Annotated in this window: 7 protein-coding genes; all 7 read right to left on the bottom strand. The window is 52.5% G+C overall.

Features of this window, described 5'->3' with window-relative positions; translation table 11 throughout:
* Window positions 1-6 precede the first annotated feature (6 nt).
* Window positions 7-1,830 carry a CocE/NonD family hydrolase gene (locus ABJT94_RS08060; RefSeq protein WP_348475812.1) on the bottom strand — a complete coding sequence of 608 codons (1,824 nt, stop codon included), beginning with the start codon at window positions 1,828-1,830 and terminating at the stop codon, window positions 7-9.
* Window positions 1,827-2,675, bottom strand: a complete 849-nt coding sequence (locus ABJT94_RS08055; RefSeq protein WP_348475811.1) for a hypothetical protein — start codon at window positions 2,673-2,675, stop codon at window positions 1,827-1,829. The genes ABJT94_RS08060 and ABJT94_RS08055 overlap by 4 nt, the downstream gene beginning before the upstream one ends.
* On the bottom strand, window positions 2,672-3,415 hold the full coding sequence (locus ABJT94_RS08050; protein ID WP_348475810.1) for a hypothetical protein: 744 nt from the start codon (window positions 3,413-3,415) through the stop codon (window positions 2,672-2,674). The genes ABJT94_RS08055 and ABJT94_RS08050 overlap by 4 nt, the downstream gene beginning before the upstream one ends.
* Window positions 3,416-3,434: 19 nt before the next feature.
* Window positions 3,435-7,940, bottom strand: a complete 4,506-nt coding sequence (locus ABJT94_RS08045) for an amino acid adenylation domain-containing protein (RefSeq protein ID WP_348475809.1) — start codon at window positions 7,938-7,940, stop codon at window positions 3,435-3,437.
* Entirely contained in the window at window positions 7,937-14,590 is a 6,654-nt protein-coding gene (locus tag ABJT94_RS08040; protein ID WP_348475808.1) for an amino acid adenylation domain-containing protein, read from the bottom strand. The genes ABJT94_RS08045 and ABJT94_RS08040 overlap by 4 nt, the downstream gene beginning before the upstream one ends.
* Before the next feature lie 301 nt (window positions 14,591-14,891).
* A complete protein-coding gene (locus ABJT94_RS08035; protein ID WP_348475807.1) occupies window positions 14,892-15,563 on the bottom strand; it encodes a 4'-phosphopantetheinyl transferase superfamily protein in 672 nt (223 codons plus the stop codon).
* Window positions 15,564-15,699: 136 nt separating this feature from the next.
* Complete coding sequence (locus tag ABJT94_RS08030) at window positions 15,700-17,112, bottom strand: FemAB family XrtA/PEP-CTERM system-associated protein (protein ID WP_348475806.1); 1,413 nt, start codon at window positions 17,110-17,112, stop codon at window positions 15,700-15,702.
* Between the last annotated feature and the right edge of the window lie 52 nt (window positions 17,113-17,164).

Below are 17,164 nucleotides of genomic sequence, written 5' to 3'. Positions count from 1 at the left end.
TTGAGTTCAAAGTGGGTCGCCCGATCTGGTGACCGGTAGCGTCACATATGAAGGGGAGTCACCACTTAGGTGAACTCTGTTCTTTGCCACAAAAATTTCTGAGTCGCTGTACTCATCTTTGCCAGTATTCAGGTTTCGTACCAGGCGTGGAAAGTTACTACTTGATACATGGAACTCAATGCGATGCCCGGCCTTGAACACATAGGCAAGTGGCCTCATCTCAAGCTTAATTTGATAGATCTGCCCTGGAGTAACGAGGCTCGGTTGATCAACTCCATTCCTGTATCGCAACCTTACTACGCCATCCTGAAGTCCGTAAGCCCTGCCATCCGGGTACTGGTCTACCATCTTGACGGTGAAGTCCGTATCCGGCGCGCTGGTGGAGACGTGCAATACTACGCTGGGGTTTCCAGTAATCGTCAAATCTTCTTCCAGCGGTTTGCTGGTGTAGACAAGCACATCCTGGCGAGACTTCAGCGGTCGTTGGTCGAGCACTCCGGCCCTGTCTTCTGGCCGGTAAGTGCAGCAGATTGGTCCACCGAGGGTTGGTACGGGATCCATCGGATCGTAACTGAACTCATCGTATGTCTGACCAGTGTCTTGTTCACTGCTCAGGTCAGATTGACGCTCAAGACGATTTCCGGGTTGCATCCGGAAGACAACTTCAGTGGCTGACTTCGGCGGCCATTGGTCTGAAGTGTTCCAGCTCCCTGCATGTACCGTGTAATACTCGTACTTGGGTGGTAGTTCACTGGGCTTTTGCTTGAGCCAGTGGTCGAACCAGTTAAGGTAGATCTGACCGAAGTCTCTTGCATCATAATAAAACGGCATCTCGCCTACCGTAATTTTTCCGGACCTCAGTTTCTCTGCCTCGCAATGGGTTCCGGGGGCGATGAGTACATGCTGTGATTTTGCTGTCGGAGTCCTGGCGTTTTCTGCCATGTGCTGCGCTAACCTGAAAGCGTTGTGGGCAGTCTGGTCAAACCAGTCATTGATGTGAAGGGTGGCTACAGAGAATTGATCGTTGGGATGGGTGTAACCTTCTTCATCCCACCAACTGTCGGTTAGTGGATGGCTGATGATGTCGTCAAAACCGGTTTCATAGGGGGCAACCTTTTCCGCTATTTCGGAAACCGGCAGGTAATTCATGTAAGTACGCATGCGCTCTTCATAGTCGTCGGAACGAGGCGTGGTGTTGAAGTCCTTTGCCCCTTCGGCAGTAAACCAACCCAATGAGGAGGCCAGGTTCAACACGCCATTCTCAAACACGCCAAAATACCCGTAGGCGTCTTTGGCTTTGCCGATGGCACCACCAGCACCTGAGGCTATCATGGCAACGTGATTTGGGTGGTTTCTTGCAGCCAGTATGATCTGGCTTTCACCGAGGTACGAACAGCCAAAGGTACCTACTTTGTCGGTGGCCCAAGATTGGGAAACAATCCAGTCAATGGTATTGTAGCCGTCCTGGGCGGAATCCCGGTAAGGGCTGTTGAAACGCCCCTGTGAATTGTAACGACCACGCACATGCTGCACTACTACCGCATAGTCGTGATCAACAAATTGCTTGATGTCGTTGAATGGAACGCCGCCGTAAGTGGTACGCATCATAATGACCGGAAAGCGGCCACCGCTCCCGGTCGGGCGATATACATCGGTCGCAAGGTTGATACCATCGCTCATCGGAACCATCACGTTTCTTGAAACATGTACGCCTTTCCGCATTGGCATTGTTGTGTCGCTTAGCCACTGTTTTAGGCTCGTCGAGTAATAGCCTGCCAGGCCAATCAGTGTGATCAGAATGAGCGAGATTGCGACCAGATATAGTTTCATTCCGGCTTCATGGATTTAAAGTGTTGAATGTGTCGGTCAGCCCAGTCAGCAACCGTCTCTATAAGGCGGTTGCGATGCATTTCAACGGGATAGATGTGTTTGGCATTCGGCCAGAAAAACTCCTCTGTTACAGGTGTTAATCCATCGATACCCATAGCCGATGCAAACTGGCCGCACTTGTTGTAATGATATAAAGTCTGGCTGGTAAACAAAGCCAGAACCCGACCGTCTTTTTTAACGATCCCGCTTAAACATTGATCCATGTCCTCGTCGTTGGGCTCATCTCGCAGATCCATCGGGGAGTCCAGAAGCGAACTTTCCTTGTTTGTGCTCTGTTTAAACCGGCGCAACAATATTTTGTGAATGTTCTGCCACTTGCTTAGGTTAGTCAGCTTTCTCAGGAGGTCCCTCCTGGCAAACCCAGGGTCCTGCCTTGAAACCGGGTCGAGTAGGATCAACCCTTTGATGTCAGGGTCCTGTGCGCAGAGTTTAATACCATTGTCTGCACCGGAACACAGTCCAAACATTAGAACGGTTCTTGGTCCGTAGAGTATTTCGAGCGACTGCTTCATGTATGTCCAGTCGAGGGAAACCGACTCCCGGTTGCTCATGCTTTCACGAGTAGGGGAATCTCCTTTTCCCGACAGATCGACTCGTAACGCAATGTACCCGAGAGCTGCCAGTCGGCGGGCCAGTAGCACGTTAAGACGGTAGGGTTCTGCACGATGCGACAACCCGGCATTTAGAAGCACGACAACCGGGCTTGTTGATGTATCATCGGGCTCAGAGACAACGCCAATGCCGTGTTGATGCTCGCCGTAAGTGAAAATTTTTTCCTTTATCATGCGACCACCCGGTTAAGTAAAGCTTCAAGTACTGGCTTTTGTGTAATGACGCCATCGTGATAATAGGGCCAGTCATAAGGTAGGCCCGCATAGATGCAATTCTGAGAAGCTTGCTGCTGGCAGAAGTCAGGGTCGGTTGAAACGGTAAAGCACTGATGCGGGTCGCTCAGAAGACTATCCTGAATGGTGACCTGGCTCATTCGGGTGGTGAGCTGTTCAGGTAGATCAAAGTTCTTGTAGTCGATATTTTCAAAAGCGACATTGTTGCTTCGGGAGGCGGCTTTATGTCTTGTATACAGAATTTGGTCTATTTCATTCAGCCAGTCAAGATAGTTATTTCCGGAAATCACCGGGTCCCAGAACAGACGACTTTTGACCTGCGGATTGCTGTTTTGCGCGGCCAGCGTTGCACCAAAGCGGACACCCAATAATACGACCTGGCTGGCACCGGATACAGCAACGGCTTCAGCAATGCTTGTTTCGATATCCGACAACCATCCTTCTATCGTAGCCTCAGCAAGATCGCCCTGGGATTCTCCCGTTCCATAATAGTCAAAGCGAAACGCGTGCGCGCCACGCTCTGCGATGGCCATTGCCAGTTCAGACAATGCTCGGTAGGTGCGTCGGTATTCATCGAACAAGGGCGGGCAAAGGATGACAACTTTATCGGTATAGGGGTCAGTAGATGAGAAATAGCTGCCGAAAAGGCGTTCATCATCAAAGAAAAAAGGCTCTATCATGTCGGGTTACATCCTGTCTTCACTGAAATAGCTTCCGCCAAATGGGTTTCTTGACCGGCGGGGTGTTGGTCGAAGTCGACTCGATAGGTTCACGGGCTAACAAACTCTCCAGGTCAGAGATCAGTTCAGCTAACCCATCTTGCAGGGATTGGATGGTAGCTGTGTCAACCGTCGCCTCGTTATAGTCGAAAACACCAATAAACCCGCCCGGTTGGATTCGGACCCAGAACTCAATTGGGTATTCTGTGTTAAGCCGGGGAAGGTCCAGTTGTTTTAGCTTGAGGTTGGCGATGGCAGTTGGTCTGTTCCGGATATCCTGGAACGCGAAACTGGCACTGACGAATTCGGGAAACAGAACTCGTTCAGACGGAGTGTCTTTGACGATATCAGCGTAGGTAACATTGACGTGCTTCAGATATTCCCCGAGCTGATTAGCGAGACTTGCTATCCGTTCCCGAAAGCCAGATGACGGAACCTGCATAACGCTGGGTATAATAGTGACAAAACTGCCTATTAGATTGATGACGTCGGCCCGGTTTCGCCCTGAGGTTGGCACGCCTAACACAAGTTTCTCGTGTTTCAATGCCCGGCAGCATGCGTCGGCGAAGAGACAAAACAGTACTTCGTGTAGTTTTAGGTTTAGCTTGGTGGCGCACTGTTCTACAGATTCCAGGTCTGATTCAGTGAACGCCAGGGTTTGCCGCGCACACTGGTTGATGATAGGCGTTTCTTTATAGGTTGCAGGGCCAGAATTCAGAGAGTCGGACAAGCTCGCCTTGTGATAATCGACATCTTCATCAGAAGCCCCGTTTGAGACAGACCACTCTGCGTAGTCCCTGAACTCGAAGGCTAGCTTGTTAGGTATCTCCTGTTGACTGGAACTCAGCACGCGATAGGCATTTTCAAGTTCGGCCAGAAAGATGTCAAAAGACCACCCATCAAAAATCAGTTGGTGCGGTACAAAAACGTAGTGGTATCGGGATTCGCCAAGCACAAACAGCGTCGAGCGGAACAGTGGGCGATCCAGAACTTTAAAGGGCTTGAACGCCAGTTCCCTGGAGGCACTCAACGCGGCTTCCCCGGGGTTTACTTCTTTGGAGAGGTCGATGATGTCGACCACTGGAACCTGTTTCACAGGTAGAATACCTTGCTGATATCCGTTGTCACCGTGTGATATGACGGTTCTCAATGCGGTTTGTCGCTCAAAAACCTTTGTGAGACTCCTGGTAAAGGTATCGAGATTAAGCTCGCCCTCCAAGAGCCATGATGCAGGCAAGTTATTACAGACATTGTCCGGGTAGGATAGCTGCCTGAGCAGCATTCGGGTTTGCTCGTTGCTCAGTGAGCGCCGTAACGCCGTTGGCAAATCAGCTGGTGTGTTTTCATGCTCAGCCGAGACGGGGTTGCTGTGAGATATTTTCTCGGCAACCTCACTCAAACTGAGGCCTACTATGTCTTCCGGGCGAAGCCGGATACCAGTCTCGCTCTCAATTCGCCTAATAGCCTGCAGAGCAAGCAGTGAGTGCCCGCCCAGGCTGAAAAAGTTGTCTTCACGGACAATTCGGGAAGAAGTATTTAGTACGTCAGACCAGACTTTAGCGACCATTTCCTCAGTCTGATTAGCCAGAGCTGTGGCCTTGAGAATGGTGGATTCACGCAGTTCAGGCTTGGGTAGCCGACGTCGGTCGATCTTGCCACTGGGGCTTAAGGGTACGCTGTCAATGGTAAGAATGTACTGCGGAATCATGTACGCGGGCAGGAGCGAACGCAGTTCCTTGCGGATGCCAACCAGATTAGGCCCGGACTTAGATCCCGACACAATACAACCCACGATGCGAGCATCACCGGGCGCTAATTCCCACACATAGGAACAAGCCGAGGTTACGTCGGAGCATGTGGCCAGCGCGGCGTCAATGTCACCAAGCTCAATCCGGTAGCCCCGAACTTTCACCTGATCATCCATTCGGCCCAGATGTTGAACATTACCATCGGGGCACCACTTGGCCAGATCACCGGTTGCGTATAGTCTACCGTAGTTGGGGTGATCGATGTATTTCTCAGCAGTGAGATCTGGCTGTTGGTGGTACGACGTTGCGAGGCCCATACCACCAATATACAGCTCACCCGGGCAAGATAGCGGAAGCGGGTTACGCTCCCGGTCCAGAATATGCACCTGGCTATTGTTAATCGGTTTGCCAATAGAAATCAGTCTATCCGTCAGGCGCAACTGTTGGCAGGTCGACCAGACGGTGGTTTCGGTGGGTCCGTACATATTCCACAGTTCATGCAGGCAACCCGATAGGTCTCGCACCAGATCTGGTGGGAGCGGTTCGCCACCACAAAGGCCTTTCATCTTCAGTCCATCATGCTGCCAACCGGTATCAAGCAACATGCGCCAGGTGGCCGGGGTCGCCTGCATGACCGTGATCTGGTGATCGAGGATCAACCGACGAAGTTTGTCACCGTCTTTAACGCTCTCTTTTTCGGCAATTACGGTTTTGGCGCCGCAGATCAAAGGCAGCAAGAGTTCCAGCAGTGAGATGTCAAAAGAGAACGTCGTTACCGCCAGTAGCTTGTCTTGCGACGTGCAGCCGGGTTTGTTTGCCATGCTTTCAAGGAAATTGATTAGGGCGCGATGCGGTACGAGTACACCTTTCGGTTTACCTGTGGAGCCAGAGGTATAAATTATGTATGCCGTCTGCTCGGGCTCAATGCTGACAACCGGCAAGTCGGAGGCATTTGAAACACCGGGTTCGCCTTCAGTGTCACTGATGTTGAGTTTGACAATGTCCAATCCGGTCATGAACGCCGGCGTGGAATCGTCAATGACAATGGCGTAGGCTGCCGAGTCTTCAAGGATGTACTTCAATCGGGTTTCGGGAAAATCCGGGTCCATGGGCAAGTACACGGCACCGAGCTTGAGGATGCCTATGATCGTGGCAAGGGCCGTGTCTGACCGTTCCAGGCAGACTCCAACGGTCTTGCCAGGTACTACACCACTTTTCGCTAGGTTGACTGCAATGGCATTGCTTTTTTCTTCAAGCGTCTGGTAGGTCCAGCTTCTACCTCCGCAGGCGCAGGCCACGTGGGTCGGGTTGGTGGTTACGTGATGTTCTAAAGCGTCGATCACGCTGCGATAGGCAAGGTCTGACTGGGTTGCATTGGCGCGCCTGACCAGCTCAGGTTCCTGATCAGTCAGGGCAATACTGGCAATCTTAATAGTCGGGTTCGCCGCAGTCGCGGCCAGTATTCTCTCCAGTGTCTGCAGCCAGGAAGTGATGGTCTCTTCGTCGAAAAGCGCGGAAGAGTAAGTAGCTTCAATGGTCAGGCTGGTTGAAGAAGGCAGGATATTCAGGAACATCTCAAAGTTCTCGGCGGCTCGTGGAACCGTTCGAACCCTACCGTTTAGGTCGCCAAACTGAATAGCTTCCAGAGGCTGGTCGATATTGAAAATTGTATTGATCAGTGGAACCCGGGTTCGGTCAACCTTGATCGCTTCTATCAATTTCCCAAAGGTGAAGTTCGAGTGCTCTGTGGCATCGAGGACCTCTTTTTTAACCTGTTTGCACAGTTCGGAGAATGGCAGCTCCGCGTTGATCAGTGTGCGAATGGGCAACAGGTGAACCATGTGTCCTATCTGTTTTACACGATTTTGTGTTGCCTGCCCCGCTACCGGGAGGCCTACGACTATATCGTCGTTTGACGTAAGCCGATGCAATAGAACAAAGTAGCCCGCCAGCACCATGTTAACCATACTGACTTTCAGGGAGGCAGCCGTTTTGGGAAGTTTTTTGGCCAGCTCCGGGTTGAGTTGGTAGTCCAGGCGTCTGGCTTCGAAGGTACGGTAGTGAGGCCTGGGAGCGTCCAGAGGCAAGTCGAGGTTGGGTGGTAAATCTGAAAAACGGTTGATCCAGTAATCGTTGTCGATGTTGCTGATTTCCCGCGAATCGACCATTTCTGCGTAATCGAAGAAAGAAATGGCGTCAGCGGAGGTGTTCGTTTGCGATCGGCTATTTCCATAAGATTGCGACAATTCGCTGAGCACCAGGCCGAACGACCAACCGTCACAAATGATGTGATGGGCGGCGAGAATCAGCTCATGAGTTGTGCTATCCAGCTTTTTGAGCCATGCAGCAAAAAGAGGGCCTTCCTCCAAATTCATGGGAGAAATGGCGATGTTCTTCCACAGATCACGGATAGTCGCTTCCTGCTCACTGGATGAACGGTCGCTGATATCCTCATAATCCAGCTCAAACGACGAGGTGTCGTGCAGGCATATCTCCGTGCCATTCCTGGAAAACGTTGCCCGCAAGATGTCGTGCTTGGCAATCAGGTCGTCGAAACACCTACGGAGCAAGTCTGCATTAAGGTGGCCAGACAGCCTGACAGACACGGCTTCGTTGAAGGCTGTATTGGCAACGTCACTGATCTGCGCTGAGGCAATGATTTCTCGTTGTGGGCCAGTAGTCGGCGCGACACGGGAAAGTTCACCACCGGCAAAGGGGTTAAAAGGGGTTGAATTCATGGGCGGCCAACCTCCAGATAGGCTCCCTTATTGCCCGGGTCCTCAATGAAATAAGCCGGCTCGCCGTTTTCATTTTTACCGAGTTTTGCACCGGCAGGAATGCTGCCATTACCGCCCAGGTACTTCTTCGCAGCGACTGTATCACCCTCCAGGAGTCCGTGGGCAATCAGGTTGGCTACGCCGGACTTGAACGCATGAAGTATCTTTTCGACATCCTCGTCAGAATGTTCCGTTGTTAGGAAGTTAGGCCGGTATTGCTGAATGTGAATACCATCGAGTGTCATTGACAGAAACAACAGATGGCCCAGTTGTGTGGATGAAGGAACTGAGATGTAAAACAGCGAGGCGAACTCTTCAAAGCTGACGCCTGTCTTCATTGTTTCGATAAAGGCTTTGGCCTCTTTGGCCATGGCAGTGGTCTTTGCTTCCAGGGCCGGATATAGAATATCGCCCTGCTCCTTGATTCTGCTCAGTACAGCTTTGGCGACCGACAGGCTTAGCGGATGCCTGACAAAGGTACCGGCAAAAAAGGTCACGCCCTGCTCGGGGATGGAATCGTCACCGTACTGCCAGTAGCCGCCGTCCATTGCGTCGAGGTATTTGGCTTTCCCGGCTATGATGCCTATGGGGTATCCACCACCAACAACCTTACCGTAGGTCATCATGTCTGCGTCTATACTGAAGCGCTTGCGAATGCCTCCCGGGCCAACACGAAAGCCGGTGACTACTTCGTCCAGAATAAGTGCTACGCCATTCTCTTCGGTAATTCGGCGTATTTCGCTGATGTACTCCTGACTGTGAAACTGGGGCTTTCGGCTTTGTACGGGCTCGACAAGAACGGCGGCCAGGTCGTCACCCAGCTTTCGGATTTCGTCCAGACTGCTTTGCTCACCCCAGGGTAGCAGTATCATATTGGCGGTTGCTTCTCTGGGGATGCCGGGGGCCGCTGGCAAGGCCTTATGGTCTTTGCCTGCGCGCATGACGACTTCATCATGTATGCCGTGATAGGAGCCTTCAAAGGCCACGACCTTGGTGCGGCCGGAAACGGTACGAGCGATCCGGAGTGCCCCTACGTTGGCTTCCGATCCGGTACAGGCAAAGGTGCACCGTTCGTTGCCCGTCAATTCGCAGAACAGCTCGGCGACTTCGCCGGCCAGTGGTGATTGCGGGCCAGTTTCTACACCGAGGTCTATTTGAGCTTTGGCGGCGTTAGAAATGAAGTCGGGTGAGTGGCCAAACAGGATGGGACCAAACCCGTTGGACGTATCGATTAATTCGTTTCCATCAACGTCCCATAATTTGGAACCTTTCGACTTCACCGTGACAATAGGAAAGATGATTTCTTTCCAGCCAGGGTTAAACCCGGAAACGCTTCTGGGATCTGCCAGATGTTTTCTGTGTTTCTGGGTATACGCCTTGGAACCGGCGTATTTCTCCTGGTATCGGGTCATCAGGCCATCAACCCACTCACGCTGGGCAGAGGTCAGTTCGGTGCTGGTTTTTTCTCTGCTGATGCGTGTGCCGGGGGTATGGGCCGGCTTCGCTGGTACGTCAGTGTTTGTTTCGCTGGTGTCGGTCTGGATTTGGTTGCCAGCACTGGCGGTGGGTTGCTCGGCACCAGGTTTCGGCTGGGGTTGCGGCAGGCTTTGTTGAGTAACGGAGGCAGGCTGTCCGCCCAGGGCCTGCAACTGTAATTGCATGATGTGTAGTTGGGTATTGACGATATCCCTGATGTTGGAGTTGCCGGAGGCCATCGCGCTAAAATCGATACCCGTTGGCGCAGCCTGGCTGTTAGCGGTAGGTAGACTGACCGCTTCCTGTGTGCCGGTCACTGGCTGAGACGTAACCTCGGGCTCAACCCGCGACGCGATAAAGTCCGAAATCAGTTCCAGCGAGGTATATTCTTCAACCAGATGCCGGAACGAAATACCTAGCTTGAACTGTCGCTCCAGTGCGGTAGCCACCTGGGTGAGGAGCAGAGAATCCAGACCCACTTCACTGAAATGTGAGCCGGGGTCAGCGTTGCCCAGCTCGTACCCGGAGATATCCTCAATGATACTCATGACATCTGAACGAATTTTGTCGGAATGCTGCTTCGGGTCCATTTTAACGTCCTGTATTACCGGGTGTGAAAGTGCTTGTGGTGCAGTGGTAGTGCCCTGGTGAATGGAAATAACGTTGCTGTTTACAGGGCCGAGCCAGAATTGATCTTCGGTGAATGCATAACCGGGCAGTCGTACTTTTCTCACGGTCAGGTCGCCAACGTATTGATCCCAGTCAAGGCTGTGTCCGTTGACCCAAAGTTGGCCAATGCTGCTGTACATATCGCTTTCGGCTTTTTCGTCAGTGCCTTTGTTCGTTAGCGACGGCCAAGCATTCACACCGGACAGGTCCTTGTGGTAGTTGACCAGGTTGACCAGGGTGTTTCCGGGGCCTACCTCCAACAGACTAACCCGTTCGCCATCGCTGGCCTGGTTGGCGGCCATAGCCTGCAGCGCATTGGAAAACTGAACCGGGTTTCTCAGTTGCTGTGACCAGTACCGTGGCGACTTGGCCTCTTCATCAGTGAGCAGAGCACCAGTCATGGTTGAAAAAATCGGTATAGCAGGCGTATTTCTGGAAATACCCGATATGAATTCTTCGAACCGGGGAACGATTGGTTCCATCATTCTGGAATGGAAAGCATGGCTCGTTTGCAGAAGGGTACTGGCAATCTTTTTCTCGGACAGCTGTTTGGCTATTGCTGTAATGGCGTCTTGCTCACCTGAAAGTACAACCAGGCCAGGTGCGTTCACGGCGGCCACTTCGGCCTTCCCGTTGACGATGGTTGCAATGTCATCCGGGTTCGAACGCACGATGAGCATCTTGCCAGATGGCATGCTCTGCATTAAAGCGCCCCTGGTAGCGACCAGCCTGGTAGCGTCTTCAAAGCTGAATATGCCGGCCAGGGTTGCTGCGGCAAACTCCCCAATGCTGTGGCCGATGAAAAAAGACGGCTTAACACCGCGCTCTATCAGGCAATTTGCTAGACCGAACTCCAGCAGAAAGAGAGCCGGCTGCACAAACGACGTCTGGTGAATAAGGCTTTCATCCGCGGCCTGTTCTTCGGCAAACAAAATGCCTCTGACATCCACTCCGGTTGTCTTGAGTACGATCTCGCATCCCTGATCAAAGGTTTCCTTGTAGGAAGCGCTGTTCTCATACAGCCACTTACCCATGTCTCTGGCTTGTGTACCCTGGCCAGAGAACATGAACCCGACCCCGTGAGCAGACCCTGATTGTCCTTTGGCAAATGACTTGCCTTTGCCTAGATTTTCGATGGCTTCCGGCAGCTCCCCGCCAAACACGATGGCTCTGTGTTCAAAGTGCTTTCGACCGTATATGGAGGTGTAGGAGACGTTCGCTAGAGCGGTTTCTTTCCTGTTTTCAAAATAGCTGCCATACCGGGCAATCTGGTTTTCCAGAGCAGGCTTGCTTTTTGCAGATATCAGAATGGGAATCCTGAGTTCAGGGTGAGGGTCTAGAGCTTGGTCCGCGCGCTGTTGGGGTACAAATTCTTCAAGGATAACGTGGGCATTTGTACCGCCAACCCCCAGCGAGGTAACGGCGGCTCTTCTGGGTGAGGGCAGCTTCCAGGCTTCAACCGTTGAGTTGACGTAGAAACCGGATTTCTCCAGCTCCAGCTTGGGGTTGGGCTTATTGAAAAACAATGTGGGTGGAATTCGGTTCTCACGAACGGCCATGGTGGATTTGATCAGGCTCGCCAGGCCCGCCGCATGAATGGCATGGCCAATGTTCGACTTGACCGAACCGATGGCGCAGGTTTTTTCCGACTGGCCTTCTGCGACGTAGCACCGTTTTAATGACAGAACCTCAATGGGGTCTCCCAGCGGCGTGGCGGTGCCATGTGTTTCAATGAAACCAACCGTTGCAGGTTCAATGTTTGCCCGTTTAAGGGCCGCTTGATAAACCGCCACCTGCCCAGCGACGCTGGGTGCGGTAAAGCTGGCCTTCTGTTCGCCATCGTTATTGACGGCATACCCTTTGATGAGGGCGTAAATATCGTCTCCATCCCGTTCGGCCAGGTCGCGTCGTTTTACAATAACCGCTCCGGCGCCGTCGTTGAAGGTGGTGCCGGTGGCATCCTGATCAAAGGGTCTGCAGTGCCCGTCCCGGGAAAGCATGCTGCCTTCCTGATACATATAGCCGCGCTTGACGGGTGTTGAAATTGATACACCGGCGGCGATAGCCTGTTCACATTGGCCGCTGTCTATGGCTTCGCAGGCCTGGGCTACCGCTACAAGCCCGGTAGAGCAAGCGGTGAAAACGTTGATACTTGGGCCTTTGAGGTTCAGCTTATAGGAGATCCGGGTGCTGAGCGTATCGGGTTCATTTGCCAGGCCACAGTTGAGTACGCCATAGCTGTCGACAAGCTCCTTATTGGGCAGAACGTATTGCTGGTAATACCGGGCCCAGTTCATGCCGGTAAACACACCGGTCCTGTACTCGACATCACCCGGGGGAATGCCCGCGTCTTCCAGCGCATGCCAGCAAAGTTCGAGCATGATTCTCTGCTGAGGGTCCATTAACCGGGCTTCAATCGGTGATATACCAAAGAATTTGGCGTCGAAGCGGTCGTAGCCTTCAACAATGCCTTTGGCTTTGACATAGGCCGGATCAGCGCGTTCCTCTGCCGTCACCTCGGGGCTGAGTTCTTCGTCACTGAAGAAGCTGACGGTTTCCTTGCCATCCAGCAGGTTCTGCCAATACTCATCGAGATTATTGGCGCCCGGGAAACGACACGCCATTCCGATGATGGCAAACTCGTTGTTATGGCGGTCTGCCTGGTGGCTGTCGGTTTTTACATCCTGTTTGTCCAGTTGGCTGCCAAAAAAATCCGATTGTTGACTAATAGTCGGGTGTTCGAAGACAAAGGTGCCACTGAGCTCGACACCAAAGTCAGTTTCCAGAAGTGTTGCCAGTTTGAGCGCTTCCAGTGAGGTACCGCCGGCGTCCATGAAGTTCTCAGTGTCTTCAACCGAGCGATTCAGAATGGTTTTCCAGCACTCGACAACACGGCTTTTGATGTTTCCGAAGGTCAGTTCGGTCTCTTTCTTGGGCACCGTCGTGTAGGGGTCTGGTAGCCTGGCTTCGTCCAGCTTTCCATTTTGATTTCTGGGCAGTTCACCGACCTGAATAATAAAATGCGGAACCATGTACGCCGGCAAGACGACGCTGAGTGTGTCGCGGATAGACCGGGTGTTGATGGCTGTATCGGAAACGACATAGGCCGCGAGCCTTTTTTGGCCTTCCGGGCCGGTGCGAACAACAACGCGGGCTTCAGTGAGGCTGGCCATACTGTTTAGTTGGTACTCGATTTCCCCTGGCTCAATGCGGTGCCCGTCTATCTTCACTTGTTTGTCGATTCTTGACAGGTAATCGTAACTGCCATCGTCATTCAGTTGAACCAGGTCTCCGGTTCTGTAGGCGGTTCTCTCCTGGTCGTCCTGGTCCCGTAACAGGATAAACCGCTCGCTGGTCAGCTCTGGCCGGTTCAGATAACCCAGTGCCAGCCCATCCCCAAACGCCACCAGTTCGCCCGTCTGTTTCGGGCCCTCGACCCGGTTCAGGTGTTCATCAACCAGCGCGCACTGAGTTCCGTGTATCGGGTAACCGATCGGTATGCGCTTCACATCGTCAGACAGTGACCTGGGTATCGGGAACACGGTGGTGAAGGTGGTATTTTCCGTGGGGCCATAACCGTTGAAAAGCCTAGTGTCGGGCAACTGTTCAAGCGCTTTTTTTACGTGAGGAACAGACAGCGCTTCACCGCCGGTAAGCAGCTGCTTAACCGGGCGAAGGTATTCAGGGTGTTCCGCAATAACGGTATTGAACAGCGAGGCAGTTAGCCAGAGTGTTGTAACATGTTGGGAGGCAATAACGTCCCGGATGCCATTGAGAGACAAAGAGCCGGTTTCGGGATGGATGACGCAAGTTCCGCCGTTAAGGAGGGGGCCCCAAATTTCGAGTGTTGATGCATCGAAACTGAGCGCAGAAAGTTGAAGGAATGTCTGCTCTTTGGAGAACGATATAAAGTCGGTATCTGTCACCAGCCTGAGAATGGCACGATGTGGTATCACCACGCCTTTAGGTTTTCCTGTTGAACCTGATGTGAACATGACATAAGCGGGCAGGTCGCGTTGATCGGAGTTAACTTGCTTGGGAGTTGCCCCAGTTTCTTCATTATAGTTGGCAGGCGAGAGCCAGGTTAGGTTCAGGTGGTTTAGCGAAGCGCTTCCCGGGGAATCCAGACCAAACTGGGCCGACACTGCGTCGGCAATAAAATGTTGACGTTCTTCCGGGTAGTTTGGATCAATAAATACGTAATGAGCACCGCACAGCAGTGTTCCAATCAGGTTGGCGCACAAATCCGGGTGCCGTTCCGATACCAATATTACTGCCGAACCCTCTTTTACGCCTGAACTTGCAAGGGTCGCCGCCACTGACTGTGCTTTCTTAAGGAGATCGGAGTAGGCTATTTGGTACCAGGATTTGCCATCTTGCCACCTGACCGCGATGCGCTTTGGGTGTTGATGGGCAACATTTATAAAGCGTGTAACGATGGAATGATGATTACTGCTGCTGGCCATGGCAAAACATCCTTTTTTGCAGTTACACCTGTAGAAGCCATAGCGATAAAAGCTATCGTCTTAGCTACTTTTAGGTATATTAAACGACGACTGGTCGACGTTTTGATCCTTAAAAAAAGATAGCAGTCTTTCCTGAGTATTGATATGGAAATGAAATAAAAATTTTATTTTTTAGCTGTGAATTGTTACTTATGTTAGCAAATCCTATCAATCGCGCTTTCAAAGGAATGTTTGGGCTGCATGAATGTTTTTTTAACAGTGTTTAACTCGGTTGAACCTGATTCGTAATCGCTAATCAATTTCAGTTAGCAGGTGCATAGGAGTCTGTTAACAGGTAACTGAAGGTGAGTATTCCAACAGAGGTTACATAGGCCCCACAGGCCACCGGGTGAGATATTCCATTGACTGTGGCTGTCAAATTGCCATCGGAGACTGTTAGACTAATTTCGAGAAAGTCGAGAAAGCGCCCTGACATCACTGACACCGTCTTAATGACTGATTCCTTGAAGCTAAAGGCCAGTCCGACTGGAGGCAATCCCGGGAAATGACTTGACAGCAGAGCCCGCTCTGAGCGGCTCAGGATGACGTCCGATAAATCCTTGGTTACCGCTTCTGGTTGCTCTAGCAGGTCTATACCGACGCCGTAAAGCTTGTCGTTTTTTACCGCTACCGCTGCCACCCACTGATTTCCGTGCGTGATCGAGCCAACGTACCCTGATGGCCAAATAGGATTGGCTAAATGGCCACGAGCGATTCCGGCGGGCGTTGCGCCGGCCCTTTGCAGTGCTTTTCTAGCCAGATGGCGACCACTGTAAAATTCTAATCGCCGTTTTTCACTGGCACCGGACATCAGATCAGATTCGACGGCAAAGGGAGACGCCGTATGCACAAGCCGGCCAAATTCAAGCATAAGCAAAAGGCCGCTGGTGCGGCGCATTCTCTGTTCTAATACTACGGTGTCTTCCGGAGTCACCAGGCAATACCCGGACAGAATGGGCTATGAACAGCGTTCGCGTGGTACACCAGGGTATGCACTAAGGCAGACACCCCGAAACACCCAAGTTCATTAGACACAGGCTAACCCTCCTAAGGGTTGTGAAGACAAACGATTATGGCAGTTGCCTGATTATAGGCGGCCCGATCAACCGGGTGAGCCAGACTGGCAACCGTTGCCATACCACTATCATCAGCTTGAACTTGGGGCTGTCTGGTCGGGTAGCAGCGATAGGTTGGTGTTCGGTGCTGAGGGTATACCAATAGTGTTGAACCGGTTTGGCTCCCCATTGTTTTTTGAATTGATAGGTTGGTGCATCCCGGGTTGAGCGCCCAAAATCGAACCATTCGTAACCCTGCTCAACCGCCCAGCGCAGAATCTCTCGGTACATCCACATGTTGATGTTCATCGGGTTGGCGCGGCGCAGCGTTGAAGCCCAGGGGATTTCGAGCATATGACCCTGGCCCATCAGAAACGCGCAGGCCACGGGTTGCCGCGCGAGGTAAACCAAAGCAAGTTGTGGTTTGAGCGCTTTGGTGGTCAATAGGGTGCGAAACCAGTTCTTACTGTAGACGGGTGTGCCCAGGTCGCGCATGTTGTGCGCGAAAACCCGATAGAAATCATCCAGTAGTTCGACTTGGCCGAAGCGAATTTCCGGGCGATGCTCTTCAGCTTTGTTGGACTGGGCGCGTACCTTGGCGCCCAGTTGCTGGTCTAACCGTTCGTCGCTGGTTGGCAATGGCAATAGCATTGAGACTTTTTGTTCGCTGCAGGGGTAGGGCAAGCCACATTGGGTGGTACGAATCTCAATATGGCTGAGCTGGTGTTCTGCCAGCAAAGGACGGGCCGCCTCGATCAGAGCGATGGCGACGGCATGGGAGTTTGCCAACGGCCCACCGTAATTAAAATAGGGTAGCGACGTCCCGAACCGCCCGAATAACCGGCTGCACTGAATGATGACTGGCAAGGCGCCAACGACATTGCCATCGTGCAGCGCCAGCAACACCGGACCCTGGTGGCCCATGGCCGTGCGTATAACCTGGCCGAGCACGGGGTGATGGTATTGGCTGCGGTTTGGCTGTTGTTGGCACCATTGGGCCCAGAGTGGGTCATCCCAGTCGGTAACCCGAATCTCGCCCGCGAAAGCTTGGTCAGCGTCGGCTGCCCATGCCTGAAACTGGGGGATGGTATTGGCTTCCGGCGGCTGTGACAGCGCCTCGAGCTCTGCGACCAATACCTGTCGTTGGGCTTTGAGGTCATTTTCAAGCGCGCTGAGAGTTTGGCTGATAGTAGCCATCCCCGTTTTCAAGCTGGCACGGGATTCATCCGTCGCATCCCGAAACTGGCGGGCAATGGCCTTTTTCTCGGCCAGCAGTTGTTTCAGTTCCGGCTGGCGCTCACGCAGGGCCTCGGCTTGAGCCAGTATGGCAGCTTTATGGGTTTCATCCGGTGTGTGTGCGGCGTATGGCAAGTCGGACAAAAAGGCGGCCAGTTGCTCCCGCCGTTTGATCAAGTCGTTCACATCCATGTCAGATCCAGTCGGTCTTGTTGAGGTCCATTTACACGACAGAGAATTGTCG

This window comes from Saccharospirillum sp., from assembly GCF_039982735.1.
In the GTDB taxonomy this organism is placed as follows: Bacteria; Pseudomonadota; Gammaproteobacteria; order Pseudomonadales; family Natronospirillaceae; genus Saccharospirillum.
The sequence above is the reverse complement of the archived record's forward strand: the minus strand, read 5'-3'. Positions and strand labels throughout refer to the sequence as shown.